Annotated in this window: 21 protein-coding genes and 3 pseudogenes; 13 read left to right on the top strand and 11 right to left on the bottom strand. The window is 74.0% G+C overall.

Annotated features, from left to right (window positions below; translation table 11 throughout):
* Window positions 1–50: 50 nt before the first annotated feature.
* Complete coding sequence (locus ACIGNX_RS11115; protein WP_396538701.1) at window positions 51–863, top strand: GntR family transcriptional regulator; 813 nt, start codon at window positions 51–53, stop codon at window positions 861–863.
* Window positions 864–969: 106 nt separating this feature from the next.
* Window positions 970–1377, top strand: coding sequence for a VOC family protein (locus ACIGNX_RS11110; protein ID WP_396538699.1), 408 nt, complete (start codon window positions 970–972; stop codon window positions 1375–1377).
* 10 nt (window positions 1378–1387) lie between these two features.
* On the opposite strand, the gene ACIGNX_RS11105 is transcribed toward ACIGNX_RS11110, so the two are convergent.
* Complete coding sequence (locus ACIGNX_RS11105; RefSeq protein WP_396538697.1) at window positions 1388–2341, bottom strand: GlxA family transcriptional regulator; 954 nt, start codon at window positions 2339–2341, stop codon at window positions 1388–1390.
* Between the two features lie 118 nt (window positions 2342–2459).
* On the opposite strand from ACIGNX_RS11105, the pseudogene ACIGNX_RS11100 reads away from it, so the two are divergent.
* The 3 genes and pseudogenes from ACIGNX_RS11100 to ACIGNX_RS11090 all read left to right on the top strand — a co-directional run.
* Window positions 2460–3364, top strand: a pseudogene (locus ACIGNX_RS11100) (neutral/alkaline non-lysosomal ceramidase N-terminal domain-containing protein); the annotation flags it as partial.
* A 115-nt stretch (window positions 3365–3479) separates the two neighbouring features.
* Window positions 3480–3941, top strand: a pseudogene (locus tag ACIGNX_RS11095) (neutral/alkaline non-lysosomal ceramidase N-terminal domain-containing protein); the annotation flags it as partial.
* Between the two features lie 163 nt (window positions 3942–4104).
* Window positions 4105–4491 carry a neutral/alkaline non-lysosomal ceramidase C-terminal domain-containing protein gene (locus ACIGNX_RS11090; protein WP_396538695.1) on the top strand — a complete coding sequence of 129 codons (387 nt, stop codon included), beginning with the start codon at window positions 4105–4107 and terminating at the stop codon, window positions 4489–4491.
* On the opposite strand, the gene ACIGNX_RS11085 is transcribed toward ACIGNX_RS11090, so the two are convergent.
* Window positions 4492–4929, bottom strand: coding sequence for a DUF6098 family protein (locus ACIGNX_RS11085; RefSeq protein ID WP_396538693.1), 438 nt, complete (start codon window positions 4927–4929; stop codon window positions 4492–4494). It abuts the gene before it with no gap.
* A 61-nt stretch (window positions 4930–4990) separates the two neighbouring features.
* Between ACIGNX_RS11085 and ACIGNX_RS11080 the strand changes: the two genes are divergently transcribed.
* Genes ACIGNX_RS11080 through ACIGNX_RS11070 form a run of 3 tightly spaced genes read left to right on the top strand, consistent with a single transcriptional unit; the run spans window position 4991 to window position 8632 of the window.
* The gene (locus ACIGNX_RS11080) at window positions 4991–6499 is read left to right on the top strand and encodes an FAD-dependent oxidoreductase (RefSeq protein WP_396538691.1); all 1509 of its coding nucleotides are present in this window, start codon (window positions 4991–4993) and stop codon (window positions 6497–6499) included.
* Window position 6500: 1 nt separating this feature from the next.
* Window positions 6501–7574: a glutamate--cysteine ligase gene (locus tag ACIGNX_RS11075; protein ID WP_396538689.1), complete on the top strand. Its 1074-nt coding sequence runs from the start codon at window positions 6501–6503 to the stop codon at window positions 7572–7574.
* Complete coding sequence (locus ACIGNX_RS11070) at window positions 7571–8632, top strand: iron-containing redox enzyme family protein (RefSeq protein ID WP_396538687.1); 1062 nt, start codon at window positions 7571–7573, stop codon at window positions 8630–8632. Before ACIGNX_RS11075 ends, ACIGNX_RS11070 begins: the two co-directional genes overlap by 4 nt.
* 25 nt (window positions 8633–8657) lie before the next feature.
* Here the strand turns inward: ACIGNX_RS11070 and ACIGNX_RS11065 are convergent, their stop codons facing one another.
* Together ACIGNX_RS11065 and ACIGNX_RS11060 are read right to left on the bottom strand one after the other, a co-directional pair.
* Window positions 8658–8849 carry a CDGSH iron-sulfur domain-containing protein gene (locus ACIGNX_RS11065; protein WP_396538685.1) on the bottom strand — a complete coding sequence of 64 codons (192 nt, stop codon included), beginning with the start codon at window positions 8847–8849 and terminating at the stop codon, window positions 8658–8660.
* Window positions 8833–9480: a HemK2/MTQ2 family protein methyltransferase gene (locus ACIGNX_RS11060; RefSeq protein ID WP_396538683.1), complete on the bottom strand. Its 648-nt coding sequence runs from the start codon at window positions 9478–9480 to the stop codon at window positions 8833–8835. The genes ACIGNX_RS11065 and ACIGNX_RS11060 overlap by 17 nt, the downstream gene beginning before the upstream one ends.
* Before the next feature lie 92 nt (window positions 9481–9572).
* On the opposite strand from ACIGNX_RS11060, the gene ACIGNX_RS11055 reads away from it, so the two are divergent.
* On the top strand, window positions 9573–10337 hold the full coding sequence (locus ACIGNX_RS11055) for an alpha/beta hydrolase (RefSeq protein ID WP_396538681.1): 765 nt from the start codon (window positions 9573–9575) through the stop codon (window positions 10335–10337).
* Window position 10338: 1 nt separating this feature from the next.
* On the opposite strand, the gene ACIGNX_RS11050 is transcribed toward ACIGNX_RS11055, so the two are convergent.
* The 4 genes from ACIGNX_RS11050 to ACIGNX_RS11035 all read right to left on the bottom strand — a co-directional run bounded on the left by ACIGNX_RS11050 (window position 10339) and on the right by ACIGNX_RS11035 (window position 15120).
* Window positions 10339–11688 (bottom strand): aminotransferase class V-fold PLP-dependent enzyme, encoded by a 1350-nt coding sequence (locus tag ACIGNX_RS11050; protein WP_396538679.1) that lies wholly within the window; start codon window positions 11686–11688, stop codon window positions 10339–10341.
* Entirely contained in the window at window positions 11685–12653 is a 969-nt protein-coding gene (locus ACIGNX_RS11045; protein ID WP_396538677.1) for a PLP-dependent cysteine synthase family protein, read from the bottom strand. The genes ACIGNX_RS11050 and ACIGNX_RS11045 overlap by 4 nt, the downstream gene beginning before the upstream one ends.
* 2 nt (window positions 12654–12655) lie before the next feature.
* Window positions 12656–14101, bottom strand: a complete 1446-nt coding sequence (locus tag ACIGNX_RS11040) for an EamA family transporter (protein WP_396538675.1) — start codon at window positions 14099–14101, stop codon at window positions 12656–12658.
* A gap of 98 nt (window positions 14102–14199) precedes the next feature.
* The gene (locus tag ACIGNX_RS11035; RefSeq protein ID WP_396538673.1) at window positions 14200–15120 is read right to left on the bottom strand and encodes a serine O-acetyltransferase; all 921 of its coding nucleotides are present in this window, start codon (window positions 15118–15120) and stop codon (window positions 14200–14202) included.
* Between the two features lie 470 nt (window positions 15121–15590).
* On the opposite strand from ACIGNX_RS11035, the gene ACIGNX_RS11030 reads away from it, so the two are divergent.
* From ACIGNX_RS11030 to ACIGNX_RS11020, 3 genes and pseudogenes are all read left to right on the top strand, one after another.
* A complete protein-coding gene (locus ACIGNX_RS11030) occupies window positions 15591–16433 on the top strand; it encodes a class I SAM-dependent methyltransferase (RefSeq protein ID WP_396538671.1) in 843 nt (280 codons plus the stop codon).
* Between the two features lie 42 nt (window positions 16434–16475).
* Window positions 16476–16919: pseudogene (locus ACIGNX_RS11025) on the top strand (DUF6359 domain-containing protein); the annotation flags it as partial.
* Complete coding sequence (locus ACIGNX_RS11020; RefSeq protein ID WP_396539191.1) at window positions 16911–17699, top strand: endonuclease I family protein; 789 nt, start codon at window positions 16911–16913, stop codon at window positions 17697–17699. The pseudogene ACIGNX_RS11025 and the gene ACIGNX_RS11020, both read left to right, overlap by 9 nt.
* 66 nt (window positions 17700–17765) lie before the next feature.
* On the opposite strand, the gene ACIGNX_RS11015 is transcribed toward ACIGNX_RS11020, so the two are convergent.
* From ACIGNX_RS11015 to ACIGNX_RS11005, 3 genes are all read right to left on the bottom strand, one after another.
* Window positions 17766–18554: a sugar phosphate isomerase/epimerase family protein gene (locus ACIGNX_RS11015; protein WP_396538669.1), complete on the bottom strand. Its 789-nt coding sequence runs from the start codon at window positions 18552–18554 to the stop codon at window positions 17766–17768.
* Entirely contained in the window at window positions 18544–19581 is a 1038-nt protein-coding gene (locus tag ACIGNX_RS11010; RefSeq protein WP_396538667.1) for a Gfo/Idh/MocA family oxidoreductase, read from the bottom strand. The genes ACIGNX_RS11015 and ACIGNX_RS11010 overlap by 11 nt, the downstream gene beginning before the upstream one ends.
* Before the next feature lie 331 nt (window positions 19582–19912).
* On the bottom strand, window positions 19913–21508 hold the full coding sequence (locus tag ACIGNX_RS11005) for a PQQ-binding-like beta-propeller repeat protein (protein WP_396538665.1): 1596 nt from the start codon (window positions 21506–21508) through the stop codon (window positions 19913–19915).
* Between the two features lie 98 nt (window positions 21509–21606).
* On the opposite strand from ACIGNX_RS11005, the gene ACIGNX_RS11000 reads away from it, so the two are divergent.
* A complete protein-coding gene (locus ACIGNX_RS11000) occupies window positions 21607–22830 on the top strand; it encodes an FAD-binding protein (protein WP_396538663.1) in 1224 nt (407 codons plus the stop codon).
* Window positions 22831–22832 lie beyond the last annotated feature (2 nt).

Genomic DNA, 22832 nt, shown 5'->3' with positions numbered 1-22832 from the left:
CACTGGTCTGCCATACTGGTCGGTGACCGGGCAAGACGAAGCGAGGCGGCATGGCCGAACCGATCCTCAAACGCGAACGGGTGCGCGACTACCTGCTCGAACTGATCGAGACGCACCCGCCGGGCGCGCCCATCCCCGCCGAACGGGTGTTGTGCCGCCGGCTGTCGGTGTCCCGGCCCACGCTGCGCTCGGCCGTGGACGAGCTGGTGAACACCGGCCTGCTGGTCCGCCAGCACGGTCGCGGCACGTTCGTCGCGCCCGCCAAGATCACCCAGGAGCTGGTGTCCGCGGACCGCGCGATGACGCTGCCGCAGGCGAACGGCGTGTGGACCAGCCGGGTGCTGGAGCACGCCCGCGTCCCGGCGGGCGCGCGGGTCGGCCGCAGGCTGCGCGTGTCACCGGCCGCCGAGATCCTCTACACCGCCCGGCTGCGGCTGGTCGACGGTGCGCCGATGGCCGTCGAGTACCTGCACGTCCCCGTCGCCGTCGCGCCCGACCTCACCGTGCGCGACCTGGAGTCGGGCAACTTCTACGACCGGCTCGCCGACCACGGCGTGCACGTCAGCGACGCGGTGCAGTCCATCGAGCCCACGGTCACCAACGACGCCGAGTCCGAGCTGCTGGGCGTGCCGGTGTTCGCGCCCGCGCTGCTGTTCGAGCGACTGACCAACGACACCACCGGCCGGCCGGTCGAGTACGTGCACTCGCTGTACCGCGGCGACCGCTACCGGATCGTCTCCCGGCTCTCGCTCGCGCCCTCGGCGCCGCCGCCCGGCGCGCGGACCGGGCACCACCCCGGCATCCCGCCCGGCGACCTGTCCTCCGGCCCGGTCCGCTCGGCCACGACCGGCGACGTCCAGTGACCCGCCCGGGATCGCTCCCCGCTGCGGCTGCGGGTGGGTGCTGCCACGATGGGCTGCCACGGGCTGCCACGACGGGCAGTCCCGCGCCGGCGTCGAGGAGGAACCGGTGGCTTCGCGACTCAACCCCTACGTCCACTTCGCCGGCAACGCCCGCGAGGCGCTGGAGTTCTACGAGTCCGTGTTCGGCGGGACGCTGCGGATCAGCACCTCCGGCGAGTACGGCCAAGCCGACGCGCCCGAGGCGGGCGAGGTCGTGCACGGGCAGCTCGAGACGCCCGGCGGCTACACCCTGATGTGCGCCGACACCCCGCCCGGCATGCCGCACAACCCCGGCGACACGATCAGCATCAGCCTCAGCGGCGACGACGCCGACGAGCTGCGCGGCTACTGGTCGAAGCTCTCCGGCGGCGGCACCGTCACCGTGCCGCTGGAGAGGCAGGCGTGGGGCGACGAGTTCGGCTCCTGCCAGGACCGGTTCGGCATCCGCTGGGTGGTCGACATCGCGGGGTCCTGAGCGCACGGCCCTACCCGGGGGCGGTGCCGCGGAAGGCCGAGCGGTAGGCCTGCGGGTTCGTCCCGACGACCCGTCGGAACCGGTCGCGGAACGCGGTCGGCGAGCCGAAGCCGACCCGCGCGGCGATCCGGTCCACCGGGTGGTCGGTGGCCTCCAGCAGGTGTTGCGCGCGGCGGATGCGGGTGCGGTGCAGCCACCGCACCGGCGTCGTGCCGGTCTGCTCGCGGAACCGGCGGTTGAGCGTGCGGGTGCTCATGCCCGCGTGCGCGGCGATCTCGGCCAGGCCCAGGTCGCGCGCGCTGTTGTCCTCCAGCCACCGCAGCAGGGGCTCCAGCGCCGAGCCGCGCGGTGTCGGCGGCAGCTCGTGCGCGATGAACTGCGCCTGCCCGCCCTCGCGCTCCAGCGGCATCACCGACAGCCGGGCGGCGTCGGCGGCCACCGCGGAGCCGTGGTCCCGGCGGATCAGGTGCAGGCACAGGTCCAGCCCCGCGGCGGCGCCCGCCGACGTGAGCAGCCGGCCGTTGTCGACGTAGAGCACGTCCGGGTCGACCTCGACCCGCGGGTGGCGGGCCGCCAACGCCGCCGCGCCCGCCCAGTGGGTCGTGGCGCGCAACCCGTCGAGCAGGCCGGTGGCCGCGAGCACGAACGCGCCGGAGCAGATGGACGCCAGCCGCGCGCCGCGGGCGGCGGCCTCCCGGAGGGCGTCCAGCACCGCGTCCGGCACCGGCGCGGTCGCGTCGGCGCAGCCCGGCACGATGACCGTGTCGGCGTCGACCAGGGCGTCCAGGCCCCACGGCGCCTGGAGCGTGAACGAGCCCGCGTCGACGGTCGGCGTCGCGCCGCAGACCAGCACCCGGTAGGCGGGCGTGCGGTCGGGCAGCAGGGTCCGCGTGAACACCTCGATGGGCGTGGACAGGTCGAAGGGGACGACTCCGTCGAGGGCGAGGACGGCCACCGTGCGCATGCCGCGACCGTAGCGGCCCCGCTGTCCCGGGCGAGGGGTTGTCCACGTGGCCCGGATCACCTACCGTCGAGTAAAAGTGAAGATATTTCGCGTATCGCGTCGGCTCGGGGGAGTGCTCATGCGGGTGTCGGGACGGTCGTCGGCGGCGGCGCTGGTCGGCGCGCTGGTCGTGGTCGGGCTGCCGGTCGTGGCGTGGTCGCCGGCGGCCGCCGCACCGCAGCCGTACCTGGTCGGGCGGGGCATCTCCGACGTCACCGGGCCCGCCGCCGAGAACGGCATGATGGGCTGCTCGGCGTTCGACCAGAAGACCACCGGCATCCACCAGCGCCGGCGCTCCCGCGCCTTCGTCGTGGTCGACCGGGCGACCGGCAAGCGCGTCGCCTACGTCAACGCCGACCTCGCGATGATCTCCCGGCGGTGCAGGAGGGCGTCCTGGCCGGGCTCCAGGCCAGGTACGGCCCGCTCTACACCCGCGAGAACGTGCTGCTCTCCGCCACCCGCACGCACGCCGGACCGGGCGGCTACTCGCACAACCTCGCCTACAACCCCTCGATCCTCGGCACGCAGCCGCAGACGTTGGCCGCCGTCACCGACGGCATCACCGAGTCGATCGTCGAGGCGCACGAGGACCTCCGGCCCGGCGAGCTGTCCCTCGGCCGCGGCGAGCTGACCGACGCGAGCGTCAACCGCTCCCGGGTCGCGTTCGAGCGCAACCCCGACAAGGGCCACTTCCCGCTCGGCATCGACCTCGCGATGACCGTGCTGAAGCTCCGGCGCGTCGGCGCGGACGTCGGCGCGATCAGCTGGTCCGCCACCCACAACACGTCGATGACCAACGAGAACACGCTCATCAGCCCCGGCAACAAGGGCTACGCCTCCTACCGGTGGGAGCACGACGACCGGGGCGTGCGCTACCTGGACCGCCCGCCCGGGTTCGTCGCCGCCTTCCCCAACACCAACGCGGGCGACATGTCGCCCAACCTGAACCTGCGCCCCGGCTCCGGCCCGACCGAGGACGAGGTGGAGAACACCCGGATCATCGGCGAGCGGCAGCACCGCGAGGCGCAACAGGTGTTCGCCGGCCCCCGGACCCCGGCACCGGCCCCCAGACCCCGGCACCGGCTCCGTGGACCACCGGATGCGGTTCGTGGACATGCCCGCGGTCGACGGCCGGTACACCACCGACGGCAGGCCCGGCACCACGTGCCCCGGCGTGGTCGGCGCGTCGACCATGGCGGGCAGCGTGGAGGACGGCCCGGCGATCCCCGGCTTCAGCGAGGGCATGACGAGCCCGTGGGAGGCCCTGTTCGAACCGCTCGCAGTCGAGGTGCCGCAGTGGCTGCGCGACTGCCAGTACCCCAAGGCGTCGCTGGTGCCGACCGGGCTGGTGCGGGCCACGCCGAACGTGCTGCCGCTGCAACTCGTGAAGATCGGGCCGCTGCACCTGGTGGCCGTGTCCGGCGAGGTCACCATCGTGGCCGGCCTGCGCATCCGGCGCGCGGTGGCCGCCGAGGTGGGCGTGCCGCCGGAGGACGTGCTGGTGCAGGGCTACGCCAACGACTACAGCCAGTACATCACCACCCCGCAGGAGGACGACCTCCAGCAGTACGAGGGCGGCTCGACCCTCTTCGGCCGCAACACCCTGCCCGCCCATCGGCAGGAGTTCGCCGCCCTCGCCGCGTCCCTGCGCGCCGGCACGCCCCCTCGCGCCCGGCCCGGCACCGGGCAAGCCGCCGTTCACGGAGCTGAACCTCCAGACCGGCGTGGTCTTCGACGACGAGGCGCCGTGGCACCCCTTCGGCCAGGTGCTCACCCAGCCCGCCGCCGCGTACGCGCGCGGTCGGACGGCCACGGCGGTCTTCGTCACCGGGCACCCCAAGAACGACCTGCACCGCGACGGCACGTTCCTGGAGGTCCAGCGCCTCGTCGGCGGCACGTGGGTCCGGCACGCCGACGACGGCGACTGGTCCACGCGCTACCGGTGGCGGCGCGAGGGCGTGGCCGCCTCCACCGCCACGATCACCTGGACGATCCCGGCCGATACCCCGGCGGGGGAGTACCGGATCGCCCACCGCGGCGACTGGAAGAGCGGCTGGACCGGTGCGATCACCCTGTTCACCGGGGTGATCGCGACGTTCACCGTGGGCTAGCTAGCCCTCGCGGTCCAGCGGGCCCCAGCTCGTGGCGGCGTGCTGGTCGACCAGGTGCTCGCACTCGACCAGCACGTCGTCCGCGATCCACCCGATCGGGTGGTGGCAGCGGACCAGGGGCTCGTTGTCCGGGCCGCGGCCGACCTCGGACCCCTCCAGGATCCACGGCCGCGTGCCCGCGGCCCGGCGCTCGCGCAGGTGGCGGTAGTCGTGCAGGCGGCGGGCGACCCACAGCCGCAGCGGTCGGTCACCCCACCACGGCTCGATGGCGAGCGAGTTCGCGGACAGGCCGGGCAGCCGCACTCCGCTCAACCCGTCGCGGCTGCGCCGGTCGCTGTCCGCCTCCGGGCCCTGTGACCAGCGGACGTACAGCTCGCGCGCGGGCGCGTGCCGCTCGACCAAGGCGACCAGGTCGGTGAGATCGGAGAAGGTGCGCATGGGCCCGGGTTACCGCGTGCGCGGAGGTTCGAACGCGAACAGCCCGGGTATGAGCTAGGACATGACGGAAGCGACCACGACCGCCCTCCACTCCCTCTGGGCGGAGGCGATACCGCACGGCGAGTTCCCCGTGCTCACCGGCGAGACGGCGGTGGACGTGGCGGTGGTCGGCGGTGGCATCACCGGCGTCACGACGGCGTTGCTGCTCAAGCGCGCGGGCCTGCGGGTCGCCCTCGTGGAGGCCGACCGCGTCGGCAGCGGGGTGAGCGGCAACAACACCGCCAAGGTGACCGCGTTGCAGTCCACGGTGTACTCCACGATCGTCAAGAAGCACGGCGCCGCGGCGGCGGCCGACTACGCCAACGGCAACACGGCCGCGGTGGAGCGGGTCGCCGCGCTGGTGTCCGAACTGGACCTCGACTGCGACCTGCGCCGCGCGCCCGCCTACACCTTCGCGTTCGACGCGTCCGAACTGGCCGCGGTCGAGCAGGAGGCCGCCGCGGCGACCGAGGCGGGCCTGCCGGTGGTCCGCGACCGCGGTGAGCTGATGGGCGTCCCGTTCCCGGTCGCGGGCGCGGTGCGGCTGGACGACCAGCTGGTCATCCACCCGGTGAAGTACGTCCGCGGGCTCGCGCGCGTCGTGGACGGCGGCGGTTCCCGGGTCTACGAGGGCGGCCGGGTGCTGCGCATCGAGGACGGCAAGCCCAGCCGCGTCCACACCGAGCAGGGGACCGTGGTCGCCGACCGCGTCGTGGTCGCCACGCACTACCCGATCCTCGACCGGGGCCTGTACTTCGCCCGGCTGGAGCCGATGCGCTCCTACTGCATCGCGGTGCGGCTCGCCTCGGGCACGCCGCCGACCGGCCTGGCCATCAGCACGGGCAGCCCGTCGTGGTCGCTGTCGCACCACCACGACCTGCTCATCGTGTGCGGGCAGGGTCACTCGACCGGGTCGTCACCGGGCGAGCCGTACGAGGAGCTGACCAAGTTCGCCGCCGAGCACTGGGACATCGCCGAGGTGACCCACCGCTGGTCCGCCCAGGACCCCTCGGCCTACGACAACCTCCCGATGATCGGCCCGTACACGCCCGGCTCGACCACGCTCTACGGCGCGAGCGGGTACATGAAGTGGGGCCTGAGCAACGGCACCCTGGCCGCCGAGCTGCTGACCGACCTCATCGTCGGCCGGGAGAACCCGCTGACCGACCGGTTCAGCCCCCACCGGTTCACCCTCGGCGCCACGCCGAAGCTCGCCAGGATGAACGCGAAGGTGGCCGCCGAGCTGGTCGGCGACCGGCTCAAGTCGGCCGAGGTCGACTCGGTCGCCGACGTGCCGGTCGGCGAGGCGCGCGTGGTCCGCGACGGCTCCGGCAAGGCGGGCGTGTACCGCGACGAGGCCGGCGGCGTGCACGGCGTCTCGCTGCGCTGCACCCACCTGGGGTGCCTGGTCCGGTTCAACCCGGCCGAGCGCAGCTGGGACTGCCCGTGCCACGGCTCGCGGTTCGACGTGGACGGCGCCGTGCTCGAAGGGCCCGCGACCAAGCCGCTGCCCCGGCGGGACCCGTCCTGACATGACGATCGGGGTCGAAGAGGAGTTCCTGCTGGTGGACCCGTCGACGCGCCGCCCGGTGGCGCGGGCGGCGGACGTGCTGGCACGGGTGCGCGACCTGCCGCCGGGCGCGAAGGCGCACCGCGAGCTGAGCGGCGTGCAGGTGGAGTTCGCCAGCGGCGTGTGCGCCGACCTCGACGAGCTGCGCGAGCACCTGGTCGCCGGCCGCCGCGCGTTGACCGAGGCCGCGCGCGCCGAGGGGCTGTGGCTGGTCGCCTCGGGCACCCCGCCGCTGGCCGACCCCAGCCCGGCGTTGAGCGCGGGGGAGCGGTTCGAGCAGATCGAGGTGATGTACCGCCGCCAGGTGACCGGCTACCAGTGCTGCGGCTGCCACGTCCACGTCGGCGTGCCGGACGTGGAGACCGCCGTCCACGTGGTGGACCACCTGCGGCCGTGGCTGCCGACGCTGCTCGCGCTGGGCGCGAACTCGCCGTTCGACGACGACGGCGACACCGGGTACGCGAGCTGGCGCATGATGGACCAGGCCCGGTTCCCGAACTCGGGCGTGCCGCCGCTGTTCGGCTCGGCCGCCGCGTACGACGCGCGCCTGGCCCGCCTGGTCGACTGCGGCGTCCTGGTGGACCACACCCAGACGTTCTGGCTGGCCAGGCCGTCGCCGAAGTACCCGACCGTCGAGGTCCGGGTCGCCGACGCGGCGGCCACCGTCGATCACGCCGTGCTCCAGGCGGGCCTGACCAGGGCCCTCGTCGACACCGCCCGCGTCGCCGGACCGGCGCCCGAGCTGGACGACCAGGTGCTCGCCGCGGCCGTCTGGACGGCCGCTCGGTACGGGCTGTCCGGCCCGGGGGTCGACCCGTTCACCGCGCGCCGGGTGCCCGCGGTCGAGCTGCTGGAGGCGCTGCTGGAGCACGTCTCGGACGCGCTGGGCGAGGACCGCGAGCCGGTCCGGGCCCTCGTGGACGACGTGCTGGAGCACGGGACGGGCGCGCAGCGGCAGCTGAGGGCGGGATCACCCGACGAGGCGGTCGACCTGCTCGCGTGCGACCCCGCCGGAGCGGGTAGTCCACGGGCATGACCACTGTGGACCACCCCGTCGACCGCGCGGTGCTGCCCGCGCCGCGCGGCCCCCTCTCCGCCGCGGTGCTGGACGCGCTGCGCGGCGACCCGCCCGCCGCCGGCCTGCCCTCGTCGGTGTCGGGCGACCCGTACGGCGAGGACGTGCAACTGGCGTTGCACCTGTGCTACGAACTGCACTACCAGGGCTTCGCCGGCGTGTCGGACGACTGGGAGTGGGACCCGGAGCTGCTGCGGTTCCGCGCGGCGCTGGAGCGGCTGTTCCTCGACGCCCTGCGCGCCGACGTGCCCGGTGGCGCGGACATCGGGGGCGTGCTGGACGAACTGCTGGTCGAACCGGTCGACGGCAGGGGCGTGAGCCACTTCCTCAAGGACGAGGGGCAGTGGTGGCACATGCGCGAGTACCTCGTGCTGCGCTCGATCTACCACCTCAAGGAGGCCGACCCGCACGCGTGGGTGATCCCGCGGCTGCGCGGTGCGGCGAAGGCGGCGCTGGTGGCCGTGGAGTTCGACGAGTTCGGCGGCGGGCGCGGCGACCGCATGCACTCGCGGCTGTTCGCGGACCTGCTCGCGGGCGCCGGGCTGGACAACGGCTACCTGCGCTACCTGGAGCACGCGCCGGCCGTGATGCTGGCGACGGTGAACCTGATGTCGTTGTGCGGGCTGCACCGGTCGTTGCGCGGGTCGCTGGTCGGGCACTTCGCCGCCGCCGAGATCACCACCGCGCCCAGCGCCACCCGCATGGCGAAGGCGCTGGAACGGCTGGACGCCCACCCCGCGTGCGTGGAGTTCTTCACCGAGCACATCGAGGCCGACGCGGTGCACGAGCAGGTGATGCGGCGCGACGTCATCGGCGACCTGCTGTCCCGCGAGCCGGAGCTGACCGAGTCCGTCGTGTTCGGCGTGCAGGCCACGGAGCTGTTGGAGCAGCGGCTCGGCGACCACCTGCTGGGCGCGTGGGAGAAGGGGCAGACGGCGTTGCGCCTGCCCCTCGCCGAGAACCCGAACGCCGAGAACCCGAACGCCGGGAACCCGAACGCCGGGAACCCGAACGGCTAGGACCCGAACGGCCGGGACGGGCCGGTCACCGTCGTTTGCGGTGGCTCGTGTCGCACAGCGGGTAGCGCTTGCTGCGGCGGCACGCGCACACCGCGACGACGAACCGGTCCGAGCGGACCACCGTCCCGTCTTCCAACCGCACCTCAACAGGCCCCTCCACCAGGACGGGCCCACCGGGCACGACGGTCACCACCCTCGGCTCACGCGGCGTCGGCACGGATCACCACCAGTTCCTCCTGCTCCTGGCCGCGGTCGATGAGACCGCGGCGGGCCAACCACTCCGCCCGATCGCGCATGACCGGCCCGAACGGGACCGTGCGGCGCGCCACCACCGAGGCCTTCAGGCCCCCGCCGCGCAGCTGCCGCAGCGTCACGTCCGGGTCGGACAGCGCGGAGTGCACGATCAGGCCCATGCCCCTGTCCGCCAACAACAGCGGCAGCACCGCGCACAGCCGGTCGAGCACGCGGCGCCCGTCCAGCCCCGCGTCCCAGGCCCGTGCCGCGCCGCGGTCCGGCACACCGGCGCTCGGCACGTACGGCGGGTTGGCCGTCACGACGTCGAACTCGCCCTGACCCACCAGGTTGCCGAAGTCGCCGCGCAGCACGCGCACGCGCAGGCCGCGCAGCCGGGAGTTCGCCCAGGTCGCGGCCAGCGCCCGTCGGCTCAGGTCGACGGCGGTGATCTCGCCGGCACCCGCCATCGCCGAGGCGATCGCCAGCGCGCCGGTCCCGGTGCACACGTCGAGCACCCGACCGCCGCGCGGCATCCCGGCTTCTTCCAGGGCCTCGGCCATCAGCCACGTGTCTTCTTGGGGCCGGTACACGCCCGGCGGCCTCAACAACCACATAGGACTGTGGTTCCCGCCGCTCTGGCGGGCAAACGGCAGGAATGGACCGCGCCGGACGGGGAACCCCGGTGGCCCGGACGCAGGGAGGACGGATGGGCGTGGTGGAGGCGACCCGTGCGGTCGCCCGCGAGCAGCTGCTCGTCGCGATGGCGCTGGGCATCCCCAGCCTGCTCTCGCACGAGGCGTGGCGCGCGACGGAACCGGACGAGGGCCGGGGTCTGGGCGTGCTGCTGGTGCCGGGCTTCGGCTTCGGCGACTGGAGCCTGCGGCTGACCGCCACGTGGTTGCGCAAGCGCGGCTACGTGCCGACGGGTGCCCGGATCGGGATGAACGTGGGCTGCACGTCCGAACTGGTGGACCGGTTGGAGCGCAGGCTGGAGGGGCACGTCGAGGCGACCGGCGGGCCGGTGGTGCTGTTCGGGCAGAGCCGCGGCGGCGGCCTGGCCCGGCTGCTGGCGGTGCGGCGCCCGGAACTCGTGCGCGGGCTGGTCATGATGGCGAGCCCCGTGCTGGACCAGCTGGGAGCGCACCCGAGCGTGATGCGGGTGGCGCGGTCGCTGGCACGGCTGTCGCGGGCCGGGATACCCGGGCTGCTGAACCAGGACTGCTTCGAGGGCACGTGCTACGACACGAACTCCACCGCCCTGGCGCGGCCCCTGGAGGTGCCCGCCATCGCCGTCTACTCGCGCAACGACCTCATCGCGCCGTGGCGGCTGTGCGCGGACCCGTGCGCCGAGTGCGTCGAGGTCACCAGTTCGCACACCGGCATGGGCCTGGACCCCGAGGTGTACCGGCTGCTGGGCCCGCGCCTGGCCGCGTGGGCGCGCAGCCGCGAGCCCGCCGCCGCGACGGCCTGACCTACCGCGTCGGCGGCACGTGCAGGCGCGACCCCGTCGCCTCCGTGCTGGGCCACCACGCGCCGTCCTCGGCGACGTAGAACAACCGCGGGCCGATCTCGCTGATCGTGCGCACGGCGTCCACCAGGCGGTCGACGTGGTCGACGCCGATGCCCAGGCCCAGGCTGGCGCGCACGGCCGTGCGCTCGCCGGCCAGGTGGCGGGCCAGCGGTCGGGCGCAGAAGTCGCCGTGCCGCACGCCGATGCCGTACTCCACCGACAGCGCGGTGGCCAGCAGCGCGGAGTCCACGCCGTCCACGGTGAACGCGACCATCGCCACCCGTTCGCTGGCCGGGCCGAACAACGAGACCTCGACGACCTCGGGTATCTCGGCCAAGCCCGACCGCAACCGGTTGAGCAGCACCGACTCGTACGGCATCACCGCGTTCCACGCCGCGTGCAACGTCTGGCACGCCGCCGCCAGCGCCACCGCGCCCACGACGTTCGCGCCGCCCGCCTCGTGCCGCGCAGCGCCGGACGCCCACGTGACGGTGCCCTCGCCGACGTCCACCGTCGCGCCGCAGCCCGCCAGGTGCGGCCGTGCGGCCTCCAGCCAGTCCGGCCGCCCGGCCAGCACGCCGATGCCGAACGGCGCGTACATCTTGTGCCCGCTGAACGCCACGTAGTCCACGTCGAGCGCGGCGATGTCGATCGGTTGGTGCGCGGCCAGTTGCGCCGCGTCCACCGCGATCCGCGCGTCGTGCCTGCGGCACAACGCGACCACGTCCTCCAGCGGCATCAGCTCGCCCGTCACGTTGAGCACCGCGCTCACCGCCACCAGCACCGGCCCGCCGATCGCGCCCAGCGCCTCGTCCAGCGAGGCCAGCATGTCCTCCACCGACGACGGGATCGGCAACCGGCGCACGTCCCGCCACGGCAGCAGCAGGGCGTGGTGCTCGCTGTCGAACACCACCACCGTCGTCCCCTCGGGCACGGCCATCGCCAGCAGCTTCACCGCGTCCGTGGTGTTGCGCGTGAACACCAGGTAGTCGTCGTCCCGGCAGCCGATGAACCGCCGCACCACCCGCCGCGCCTCGTCGAAGCGCGCCGTGGACATCGCGGCCAACGTGCCGGAACCCTCGTGCGCACTGGCGTACCAGGGCAGGAACGCCTGCGCGGCCTCGGCCACGGCCACCATGCACGGCGCGGTGGCGGCGTGGTCGAAGTTCGCGAACGACGCCGTGGCGCCCGAGCCCAGCGGCACCTGGAGGTCCGCGCCCAGCACCGGCGGCAGCACGGACCGCGTCCCGTCGGCCGGCCGGTGCGGCGCGAACGGCCGGACGGTCCGGTCCGGGTCGAGGAACAGGGTCACCGCGGTTCCCCGGTGAGCGAGCCCTCGGTGAACGCGACGTCGTCGGGCAGCGCGTCGAGGTAGTCGTGCACGCCGTCGTAGGCGAAGGTCAGCACCCGCGACCCCGCCGGCAGCGTGCGCGCCACCCGGCACGCGGCCACCAGGTTCGCCGCGGAGGAGATGCCGACGGCCAGCCCCTCGGTGCGCATGACGTGCCGCATCATCCGCCGCGCGTCGTCGAACGACACCTGCTCCTCGGCCGAGATCAGGTCCAGGTCGAGCACCGCCGGCACCAGGCCGACGGCGAGCCCCTGGATCGGGTGCGTGACGAACCGGTTGTCCCGCAACGAACAACCCTCCGGCTGCACGGCCACGATCCGCATCGACGGGTGGTGCCGCGAGAGCACCCTGCCGACACCGGTGAGGTGCCCGCCCGTGCCGACGCCGGCGACGAGCGCGTCCGGTGGCCGCGACCCGAGCGCGTCCAGGATCTCCACGGCCGTGGTCCGCTCGTGGATGGCCGGGTTCGCCGGGTTGGCCTGCTGGTTGAGCATCACCCAGTCCGGGTTGTCGAACAGCAGCCCCAGCGCCATCTCGGCGTGCGAGTTGTTGCCCAGCGTGTGGTCGGACAGCCGCACCTCGGCGCCGTAGCCGCGCAGCAGCCGCTGCTTGGCGGGGCTGTAGTTGTCGGGGATCACCAGGACCAGCCGGTAGCCCAGGATCGCCGCGGCCATGGCCAGCCCGATCCCGGTGTTGCCGCCGGTGGACTCGATGATCGTCTGCCCGCTGCCGCGGACCAGCTCGCCGTCCTTCTCCGCCTCCAGGATCATGTTCAGCGCGATGCGCACCTTGTGGCTGCCACCGGGGTTGAGCAGCTCCAGCTTCACCAGCAGCTCGCGGTCCAGGTCCGGTTCCAGGCGGGAGAGCCGCACGACCGGTGTGCCGCCGATCGCGTCCAGGACCGAGTCGGCGATGCCCTTGCCCATGCTCACTCCTGCTCGGCGTGCGGGGGGACGGTTTTCTCGCGCGGCGCGCCGAAGGTCGCGATCGCGGTGTAGCGGCCGAGGCCGGGGTCGAAGTCGAACAGCCGGGAGCCGAGGACCTCGTCCCGCGAGGTGTCCACGACGAGGTGGCGCACCGGGTACACCGGCGTCCCCTCGTACACCGCGAACCGGTGGTCCTCGTCGCTGAAGTACGCGCCCGCGTCGGGGTGCGAGTGGTAGATGACCCGCACCGGGTCGTCGCCGTCGAACGAGTCCTCCAGCTCGCGCAGGTCGTCCACGCCGAACGCGTAGCCGGTCCGGCTCTCCCGCTCGTAGATCCCCGGCCGGTCCTCGATCACGTTCACGCAGTCCGTGACGCCGCTCGCGCGGACGAACCCGCACGCCTCGGCGGGGTAGCGGGCCAGCACGTGCCGGTAGACCTCCGCGAGCGCGGCCTCGGTCGGCCGGCCGTCGTCGTCGACCGCGGGCGCGACGGCGGGGTTCGCGGGTGGTGGCAGCACCTTGCGCTGGTTCCACTGCGTCACGCCGAACGCGCCGAGGATCACCAGCGTCAGCACCAGGTCGACCCACCCGAACGACGCGCCCTCGACCAGCACGGCGAGGAACTGGGCGATGATGGGGAACAGCACGAACGCGAACGACACGAGGACCGTGTCCATCCGCTGGATCAGCCAGAAGTACACCGCGAACCCGATGGCGGAGGCGACCACGCCGAGGTAGATCGTCGCGCCGACGCTGCGGGTGGTGAAGGCGTCCGCGCCGGGCCGCTCGACCAGCAGCCCGAGGCCCGTCAGCAGCACGCCGCCGACGGCCATCGGCAGGGTGTTCAGGGTCAGCGTCGGCATCCTCCCGCCGTGCTTCTTGATCATGATGTAGGCCAGCGCGTGGATCACCGCCGCGCCCAGCAGGGCGGCGACGCCGACCACGTTGGTCACCGCGACGCCCTGCGAGTGCGCGATCAGCGCGCCCAGGGCGGCGAACGCGACGAGCACGGCGCCCGCCTGCGCCGCGGTGATGCGCGTGCGCAGGATCGGCACGCTGAACACGATCATCAGGATCGACACCGACGACACGCAGATCGACGCCAGGCCGGACGACACGTACAGCTCGCCGTAGTTGAACAGGAAGAACGGCACGGTGAAGTAGCAGGCGACCATGAACGCGAAGAACCAGCCCATGCCGCTCGGGTAGCGCAGCGGGTTGCGCAGCGCGCGGCACGCGGCGATGAACACCGGCGCGGCGACCACGAACCGCAGCCCCGACGCGGTGAGCGGCGGCAGATCGGCGACCGCGAGCTTGATCGCGATCCAGGTCGAGCCCCAGATCAGCACGACGGCGGTGAAGCTCACCGCCAGCAGCACCGTCTGCCGGCGGGGACGACCGGGCGGCGCGGCGGCGGGCCGCCGCGCCTCGATCTCGGGAGCGGACATGGAGCGGGATCTCCAGACTGGTTCGAGAGGTGTGCTGTCCGTGCGGCGGTCTCCACCGCGGCGTGGTCTCGGCCGGGGAGGTCTCGGCCGGGGAGGTCTCAGCCGGCGGCGGTGCGCGGCAGCGGGGCCACCCGCGACTTGCGGGCCAGCGGGATGCCGACCGTCACCTCCGAGCCGCCGTGGCGGACCCGGATGTGCGCCACCGAGCGCAGGCCGCGCGCCCGCGGCGAGATCTGGAACGTCAGGCACTTGGCGTTGTTCTGCAGCACCGACCAGTCGCCCGCCGCCAGCGGCAGGTGCGTCGGGCCGAGCAGCTGCACCTCCAGGCCGGGGCGGTCGAGGTCGTTGCCGTGCAACCGGAAGCGGTACTCGCCGAGCCCTTCGACGCCGTAGACGGTGATCGGCCGGGGCCCGGCGACCATCTGGTACTGGTGCAGCACGGCCACCTGCGCGCCCGCCGGCACGTCCGAGCGCACCAGGGCGTGGCTGCCGATCATGACGTCGTCGCCGACCGTGACCGGCCCGAGCACGCGCGCGAACCCGCCGACCTGCACCCGGTCGCCGAGCGTGGGGTGCCGCCTGCCCGCCGCGTTGTCGGCGATGCCCAGCGCGCCCAGCACCACGCCCTGCAGGACGTAGCAGTCCGCGCCGATCGTGACGTCCTCGCCGATGACGGTCCCCATGCCGTGGTCGACGATGAACCGGGGGCCGATGGTCGCACCCGGGTGGATCTCCACCCCCGTGCGCACCTTGGCCGCCTCGGAGATCTTGCGCGCCAGCACCCGCTGCCGCCACGGGTCGGTCGCCGGCGCGGTCAGCACCTCGTGCGCGACGCGGTAGGCCAGCACCGCGTGGAAGCACGCGTACGCCTCCAGCACGTACTGCCACGACCCGAGGCCGGCCGGGTCGCGCCGCGCGAGCGCCAGCAGGTCGCCGACGGCGAGGTCGGCGGCGCGCCGGGCCAGGGCCGCCGCGTCCAGGCCGAGGGCGGCCGAATCCGATTCGTGCGGTGCGAGCACATTCCCCGCGACGTGAAATACTTCCGGGTGAGCGGCCTCCGGTTCCCGATCCGCGGGACAGGCGGGCTCCCCTGGGACGACGGACACCGGTTCCCCCTAGTCAACGGATGATGTCGCGGTCGGCGACATTACCTCGGTTTCCGCACTACTGCGACCGTAGTTTTGCGGGGCGATCAGCCGATCGGACCGCTCGATGCGCCGATCGGTCGCACTTCGCCGCGCCTTCGCCGGTGAGGTTCACTGAATCGGCCCAGCGGATTAAGCCGAATTAATAAACGCGAAACACGTCGTGGTCCGATACTTCACCCGGATGTCCCAATGCTCGGCCGATGTGGTGCGTATGCGCTGTTCAGGGCCTCGACGGCGCTCCGGGGCCCGCTTGCGCGGTGGGCTAGCATCCCGTCGTCGCACCGGTGGCCGTTCCGGCTGATCGGCGGTCGCAATGGTCGGGCGCGCACGGGGGAGGCACGTTGTCCGGGGGGTCGTCGCGAGGCGGGGAGGATTTCCGCGCCTTCGAGTTGTCGCGCTGGCAGCGGGTCGTCGACAGATATCACCGGTCCTGGGGCGAGTTGACCGGTTCGGCCGGTTCTGGGCTGCTCGACGCGATCGGCGTCGAACCCGGGACGCGGGTGCTCGACATCGCGACCGGTCCGGGGTACGTGGCGGGCGAAGCCTCCCGGAGAGGGGCGCGGGCGGTCGGGGTGGACTTCTCGGCGCAGATGGTCGGGAAAGCGCGGGAACTGTTCCCCGACGTCGAGTTCCGCGAGGGCGACGCGGTGGACCTGCCGTTCGCCGACGGCTCGTTCGACCGGGTGGTGATGAACTTCGGCCTGCTGCACCTGAGCGACCCCGAGCGCGCGCTCCGCGAGGCGTTCCGCGTCACCGCGCCCGGCGGGGCGTTCGGCTTCACGGTGTGGGCGTCGCCGGAGGAGGCGGTGGGGTTCTCGCTGCTGTCCGACGCGATCATGGAGTTCGGCGAGCCGGTGGAGCTGCCCGAGGGGCCCGACTTCTACCACTACAGCGACCCGGACAACTGCCGCGCGTCGCTGGCCGGGGCCGGGTTCGGCGAGACCGGGGCCGAGGTACTGCCGCTGCGGTGGCGCCTGGGGGGCGTGGACGAGCTGTTCCCGGCGTACCGGCAGGCCACCGTGCGCACCGGCGCGCTGCTCGACGGCCAGGGCGAGGCCGACCGCGAGAAGATCGAGCAGCGGGTGCGGGAGACGGCGGCGCGGTTCGCCGACGGGCGCGGCGGGTTGGAGATCCCGATGCCCGCGATCGCGGTCTGGGGCCGTCGCGCGACGAAAGTTCGGTGATCATTCACTCTGAAGTGTGATCTTTCGTGCGATCCTGCCAGCGTGCGGCCACCCTGCGCCGCCGCACACGGGAGGAGACACCCCATCGTGCGAACACGATCCCTGCTGCACCCGCTCGCCGTCGTCGTGGCCGTCGTCGCTGTCGCCGCGGCCCTGCTGATCCCCACCGCCGCCTCCGGCGCCACGCCGCTCACCGTCGCCCAGGCGATCGGGCAGCAGAACGGCGCGTCCGCCACCGTGCGCGGCTACGTCGTCGGCCAGCCGACCGCCACCACCACCGTGGTGCGGTCCAACTTCCCGTCCGACTACGCGCTGGCGCTGGCCGACTCGCCGTCCCAGACCGGCACCGGCCAGATGCTGTACGTGCAGATCACGTCCGCGTTCCGGGCGCAGTGGGGCCTGCGCACCAACCCGGGCCTGCTGGGCAGGCAGATCGACGTCACCGGCCCGCTGACCGCGTACTTCTCGCACCCCGGCCTGACCTCGCCGACCGCGTTCGCCAACGCGGGCACCGCCCCCACGACGACCACCACCACGACGGCCGGGCCCACCGTCACCTCGACGCCCGGCGGCGACTACGACGACACGTACTACCGCAACGCGCTCGGCAAGACCGGGGCGTCGCTCAAGACGGCGCTGAACGGGATCATCCGGACCAACACCAAGCTGACCTACGACCAGGTGTGGGACGCGCTGAAGGTCACCGACCAGGACCCGAACAACAGCGCCAACGTGATCCTGCTCTACACCGGCCGCTCGCAGAGCAAGGCCACCAGCGGCGGCAACCCCGACGACTGGAACCGCGAGCACGTCTGGGCCAAGTCCCACGGCGACTTCGGCACCGCCACCGGTCCGGGCACCGACGTGCACCACCTGCGGCCCACCGACGTGTCGGTCAACGCCGAGCGCGGCAACAAGGACTTCGACCTGGGCGGCTCGCCCGTCGGCGAGGCACCGGGCAACTACACCGACGCCGACTCGTGGGAGCCGCGCAACGCGGTGAAGGGCGACGTGGCCCGGATGCTGTTCTACATGGCCGTCCGGTACGAGGGCGGCGACGGCTACCCGGACCTGGAGCTGAACAACAGCGTCGGCAACGGCACCGCCCCGTACCACGGCAAGCTGTCCGTGCTGCTGCAGTGGAACGCCCAGGACCCGCCGGACGCGTTCGAGAAGCGCCGCAACCAGGTGATCTACGACAACTTCCAGCACAACCGCAACCCGTTCATCGACCACCCGGAGTGGGCCGCGTCGATCTGGGGCTGAGCCCTTCCGCGTCGGACGCCCGTCCTCGACCCCCGTTCCCCGGGGGTCGGGGACGGGTCGGCCCGGTCAGCGCACCAGCGCGGCCAGCGCCCGCCCGGCGGCCAGGAAGGCGGGATCGGCCGGGCGCGCCCCGCGCGGGACCAACGACCACGCGCCCCGGTAACCGTTGGCGCGCAACAACCGCACGCAGTCGGCCACCCGCGCGTCGCCCGACCCGGGCGGCACGGGGCGGCTGCCCGCCGCGTCCCGCACGTGCACGTGCGCGACGTGCGCGACGACCTCGCGCAGCAACGCGTACCCGTCGTAACCGCGCGCCACGCCGTCGCCGGTGTCGAACAGCAGCTTCAGCGCCGGGCTGCCCACCGCGTCGAGCAGGTCCAACGCGCGCTCGGCGCTCCCGCCCACCCAACCGGAGCGGTTCTCGTGCACCAGCACGACACCCGCCGCCTCGGCCAGCTCCGCCAGCACCGACACCCGCCCGACCACCCGGTCGCGCCACCGCCGCGCGGACAGCCCCGCGTTCGGGTACGACCCGATCCGCACGAACCGGGCGCCCAGCACCGCGCACCGGCGCAGCAGCACGTCCAGCTCGGCCAGGTCGTCCCCGAACGGCCCGCTGATCGGCCTCGCCCACCCACCGATCCGGGACGCCATGCCCACCACCCGCACCCCGCGCGCGGCCAGCTCCCCGGCCACCGAGGTGAACCCGCCGTCGTCCAGGTCCGCGACCGCGCGCCCGGCCACGGTGCTCAGCTCGACGTGCGACCAGCCCAGGTCCGCCAGCACCGCCAACTGGCCCGCCAGGTCCGGCGCGGCCTCGTCGGTGACGCCCGCCAGCACCGGCTCAGCGGGCATGCGCGGCCACCGGGCGGGCCGTCGCCGCACCGCGCGCCGCCGGGATCACGGGCTCGGCGCAGATGTTCTTGGCCACCGACAGCAGCTGCACCACGTCCGTGGCGAACGCGAACCCGCGCGCGTGCTGGTCGCCCGGCGCGTCGAAGAGCCGGTAGGCGCGCAACACCCACTCGGTGAACGCGTCGTCGGGCAGCACCTCGTGCTCCCGCCGCCCGGCGACGGTCACGGTGAGCTGCGAGTGGTCGTCGTCCTCGCCCACCGCGAAGTGGCCCACCGCGTCGCCCCGCTCGAACCGCACCGCGATCCGGCGTTGCCGCACCGGCGAGGTGAGGTCGGAGCCGATCTCGGTGCGCACGCCGCTGTTGTGCCGCAACCCGATCCTCGCCCCGCCCATCCGCGGCACGACCACGTCGCCCACCACGAGGTCCGACCCGGCCGCGTGCGTGACCCGCGCGCTGCCCGCCAGCCGCAGCGCCAGGCCGACGCCGTGCGGCAGCTCCACGTCGAACGCCGTGCGGTCGCCGCGCCCGGTCAGCGAGCGGCGGAAGTACGGCATGTCCTGCACGACCGAGATCGACTTCGGCTCGCCGAGCGCGCCGCCGCGCACCAGGTCCAGCAGCCGTGCGGTCAGCGAGCTGGTCTGCCACGGCTCCACCACGGCGATCCGCAGCCCGTGCCTGCGGCGCAGCCTGATCACCCGGGCCAGGTCGTCGGCGTCGGCGGCCAGCGGCTCCTCCGCGATCACGTTGCGGAACCCCCGCTCGGCCAGCTCGGCCAGCACGGCCACGCGGGTGGAGAGCGGGGTGCACACGTGCGCCACCGTGTCGGCCGGGTCGAGCAGCGCCGAGGCCTCGGCGAGGCTGCCCACCACGACCAGCCCCGGCCGCTCGACGGGCGGCCGCCGCGGGTCGCACGCCACGACCGGTCGGTCGTCGAACAGCCGGCGGACCGAGGTCCGCGCCCTGGCGAGCACCGGCAGGTGCACGTCCGCGCCGGCTCGGCCCAGTCCCACGACGAGTGTGCGCACCAGATGAGCCCCGTCTTGTGTCGTCCGCTTTCGGAGGCATCGCCGAATGGACGGCGTCCGCTCCAATCGGTCCTCGACGCTGTCCCACTCGTCAAGTCCTGTCAACTGCGTCCCGGTGAGTTGACCGGGAAGAGTGAACTGGCCGCCGGGCCGCCTCCAGGCCGGTGACCTGCCCTACGCTCACCGACGGGAAGCGGTGACCGGGGGAGGCGGGGGTGCGGACCGTGCCATTCCGGACGCGATCGGCGCCATTTCCGGAAATGTCCCGGAATGCGCGGGGGCGCGTCGGGGGACAATCGGGAAAAGCGGGGGCGGGGCGGCCCGCCCCCGCTCAGCCGAGCAGGCCCACCACGGGCGCGGGCGTGCCGCCGAACACCGTGCGGGTGACCACGATCGCGCCCGGCGCGGCCACGAGGCGGACGTCGGAACGCCCCGTCGAGCCCGAGCCGTCCAGGCGCACCGGCGTGGACGTCGGCGGCGAGCCGTCCAGCGGCTGCGCCACCACGGTCAGCTCGCGGCCGTTGTCGGCGCACGCGCGCAGGTAGGTGGTCGCGGTCGTGACGTCGGCCGTGCGCGCCGGGCAGTCCTCGACCGGCAGGCGCGTGGTCGTGCCGGTGGCCGGGTCGAGCGCCAGCAGCCCGGTGAGCCGACCGCCCTCGTCCTCCTCGACCAGCGGCGTGGCGCCGGCGTCGACGCGCACGGTCCACGGTCGGCCCGGCCGGCTCAGCAGCCGGCCCGTGTCGGCGTCGAGCAGGCCGTCCGGCTCCGAGCCGGGGCTCTCGATCCCGCCGAAGGTCTGCAGGAGCACGACGGCGCCGTCCGACGTCGTGCCCAACCGGACGTCCTGCCGCTCGCCGTTCGAGTCGGTGCGCCGGACCTCGTGCCGCCACCGCTCCTCGCCGGTCGCCTCGTCCAGGGCGGTGACGCCCAGCGTGTCCGGGCACTCCACCGGCAGCAGCACCGTCGTGCGGCCCCACGCCACGGTCCCGGACCACGCCGTGCAGCCGGTCGGGGGCGACCACCGCCACCGCCGCGTGCCGTCGCCGAGGTCGTACCCGGTGACCTCCTCGCGGTCGCGCACCGCCAGCACGTGCGCGCCGGGCCTCAGCTGGCCGGTCTCCACCAGCACGGACCGCAGGACCACCTCGAACCGGGGCGTCCCGGTGTCGGCGTCGAGCACCACGACCTCCTGCGCCCGCGTGTCGCGCACGGACCGGAACGACACCGCCACCACCCGCCGGTCCGGCGACGCCACCACCGCGCCGACCGCCGCGCCGGGCCGCGCGTACCGCCACTGCTGCCGACCGTCGAGGCCGTTCACCGCGGTCACGGCGCCGTCCCGGGTGGCCACCGCGACACCGTGCAGCACGGGCACGACGTCCACCACGTCGCCCGGCGGCTGCCAGGACCACTGCCTCTCACCTGGCCGCTCCACGACGGGCGGCGGCGCGAAGTCCCGGGCGTCCCGGGTCTGCGACCGCACGACCACCGCCTCGGCCGCCGCCGGCGCGAGCACCGCCGCCACGACCACCGCGACGACCGGCAGGACCCCGACCGGCCGCAACCGCCACCCGGTCGCGCGCGCACCCGCCTCCTCGGCGCCCCCCGACGCGGGAACGGCCCGACCGACCGCCCCCACCGCCACCGCGGCCGACCCCACCGCCAGCACCGGCAGGTCGTGGCCCGTCAACCCGATGACGAGGTCCGAGACCAGTAACCACCACGCGGCCCCGGCGAGCCCGGTCGCCACCACCGCGGCGACCACGCGCGCCGCCCGCCCCCCGAGCACCGCGACCAGCGCCGCGAGCACGACGCCGACCGCCGCCACGATCACCGTGGCGTCCGGCTCCGGTCGTGGCACCCCACCCGGCAGGAACGGCGCGCACCCGGCGCACAGCGCACCCACCACCATCACGTACCGCAGCATCCGGCACCTCCCGGCGTGGGACGGCGGGCGCGCCCCATCCGTTCCACCCGGCGCGCGGGCACGTCGGCCGCCTTCGGGGATGGGGCAGAATCGGCCCGGTGACCACCAACTGGGCAGGAAACTTCACGTTCTCCGCCGCGCGGACCGCGCACCCCAAGTCCGTCGACGAGCTGCGCGACGTGGTCCGGGCCGCCGGGTCGGCGCGCGTGGTCGGGGCGGGGCACTCGTTCAGCACGATCGCCGACACCGCCGGCACGCTGATCGACCTCGACCTGATGCCGGAGGTCTTCGAGGTCCGGGACGGGTCGGTGCGGGTCGGCGCCGGGACGCGGCTGGCGCGGCTGGCCGACCGGTTGCACGCCGCCGGGCTCGCGCTGCCCGCGATGCCGTCGCTGCCGCACATCACGATCATCGGCGCGTGCGCCACGGCGACCCACGGCTCGGGCGACGACATCCCCTCCCTGGCGAGCCTGGTCCGCTCGCTGGACCTCGTCACGGCCGACGGGTCCCTGCTGACCCTGGGCCGGGGTGACGACGGGTTCGACGGCGCGGTGGTGGCGCTGGGCTCGCTCGGCGTGGTGGTGGCCGTCGAGCTGGACGTCGTGCCGACCTTCGACGTCGAGCAGCGCGTCTACGTGGACATGCCGTTCGACGCCCTGGTCGACAACGTGGCCGCGGTGTTCTCCAGCGCGTACAGCGTCAGCGCGTTCCCCACGTGGCGGGGGGTGGCGAACGTGTTCACCAAGCGCCGCACCACCGACCCCCTCCACGACCTGACGTGGACGGGCGCGCGCCCGGCCACCGAGCCGGTGCACCCGGTGCCCGGCCAGCCCACCCGGCACTGCACGGCCCAGCTGGGCGTCCCCGGCCCGTGGCACGAGCGGCTGCCGCACTTCCGCGCCGACTTCACCCCCAGCGTCGGCCGCGAGCTGCAGTCGGAGTACTTCGTGGCCCGCGAGCACGCCGCCGACGCGTTGACCGCGCTCAACGGGCTGGCCGACGTGATCACGCCCGTGCTGCTGACCTCCGAGGTCCGCACGATCGCCGCCGACGCCCAGTGGCTCAGCCCGGTGCACGACCGGTCCAGCGTGGCGTTCCACTTCACCTGGCAGCCGGACGACGCGGCCGTGCGCGCGGTGCTGCGCAAGGTCGAGGCCGCGTTGAGCCCGTGGCGCCCGCGCCCGCACTGGGGCAAGGTGTTCGAGCTGGCCGACCCGGGCGAGCGCTACCCGGGCTGGGCGCGGTTCGCCGAGCTGCGCGACCGGCTCGACCCCGACCGCACCTTCCGCAACCCGCTGGTCGACGGCTGGTTCGCCCGCTAGGC

Origin of the sequence: Actinosynnema sp. NPDC053489 (assembly GCF_044544865.1) — a bacterium.
GTDB lineage: Bacteria > Actinomycetota > Actinomycetes > Mycobacteriales > Pseudonocardiaceae > Actinosynnema.
Note: the sequence above shows the minus strand (reverse complement) of the source record. Positions and strands in the feature narration are given on the sequence as shown.